Annotated in this window: 1 protein-coding gene; it reads left to right on the top strand. The window is 60.7% G+C overall.

The genetic code is table 11. The features are described 5' to 3' along the window. The first annotated feature begins 103 nt into the window (after window positions 1-103). Window positions 104-1,342, top strand: coding sequence for a transposase family protein (locus tag AB0N72_RS20205; RefSeq protein ID WP_363934884.1), 1,239 nt, complete (start codon window positions 104-106; stop codon window positions 1,340-1,342). Window positions 1,343-1,356 lie beyond the last annotated feature (14 nt).

Raw genomic sequence — 1,356 nt, 5'->3', positions numbered from 1 at the left:
CGCGTTGACTCATGGAAAAGGTCCGTGGAACTGGATACGTTGCCTCATTGAAAAAGGTCCGGTTGAGGTTGGTCGCGGACATCCTTGAGGGATGGGTTTGACGATGAGCCAGCGCAGGGCCGTCACTGTGATCAAAGCACGTGCTTACGCCCGGGGAACGCGCGCCGAGAAGGTCCGGATCCTTGATGAGTTGGTGGAGTTGACGGGTTGGAATCGGGATTATGCCCGGCGTGCGTTGCGAAAGGCGCAGGAGCTCAGGCCCGTGCGGACCCGGCCGGCTCCGGTGCCGGTGTATGGTCCACGGATCGTGGAGGCCTTGGTGGTGTGCTGGGCCGTTCTGCGCGCTCCGGCGGGCAAACGTCTGGCCCCGATGCTGCCGGTTCTGGTTCCCATGCTTCGTCGTGATGGTGAGCTGTCCTTGAATGATGATGAAGCGGTGTTGTTGATGCGGATGAGCGCCGCGACGATTGACCGGAAGCTGGCACCGGAGCGAGCGAAGTTGGTGTTGCGTGGGCGCTCCCATACCAAGCCGGGGTCGCTGTTGAAGTCACAGATCCCAATCCGCACCTGGGCTGAATGGGACGGTGCGGTCCCTGGATTCGTGGAGATCGACTTGGTGGGCCATGAAGGCGGCGTGGCATCGGGACAGTTCTGTTTCACGCTGACGGTCACCGATATTGCCACCGGCTGGACGGTGAACCGGTCCGTGCCGAACAAGGCCCAGAAATGGGTGTTCGAGGCCCTGCAGTATGCACTGGATCGGTTCCCGTTCCCCATCGTGGGGATCGATTCGGACAACGGCACCGAGTTCATCAACGATTACATGCTCGAGTACTGCCATGCCCAGCAAATTACCTTCACCCGTTCCCGGCCAGGGAACAAAAACGACGGCGCACATGTGGAGCAGAAGAACTGGGCCCGGGTCCGCGAGCTCGTTGGTTACTACCGGTACGACACCCCGGCGGAACTGGCCAAGCTCAACGAGATCTGGGACCTAGATGCACTCTTCACGAACTACCTGCTGCCCCAGCAGAAACTCCTCTCGAAAACCCGCCACGGTGCGAAAGTCGTGAAGAAACACGACCATGCCCTCACCCCGCACCAACGCGCCGCCGCGCACCCCGGAGCCCGGAAAAGAGCCGTTATCGGCATGAACGCCACGTTCAAACGGATCAAACCCGCCGCCCTGTCCCGGCAGATCCTCGCCCTCACCAGCGAACTCGAAACCCTCGCCAAAGCAAAAGCACCGGCACGGGACTACAAAACCAACACCTGGTTCAACAAGCCCCTGAACCGGACCTTTTCACATGAGGCAACGAAGCCGACTTCCCGGACCTATTGACGTGAGGCAACAGG

Origin of the sequence: Paenarthrobacter sp. NPDC089307 (genome assembly GCF_040685055.1) — a bacterium.
GTDB lineage: Bacteria > Actinomycetota > Actinomycetes > Actinomycetales > Micrococcaceae > Arthrobacter.
Note: the sequence above shows the minus strand (reverse complement) of the source record. Positions and strands in the feature narration are given on the sequence as shown.

What these genes read in the sequence shown, in the direction of transcription:
- AB0N72_RS20205 (WP_363934884.1), top strand. Translation starts at nt 104, where the DNA reads ATGAGCCAGCGCAGGGCCGTCACTGTGATCAAAGCACGTGCTTACGCC.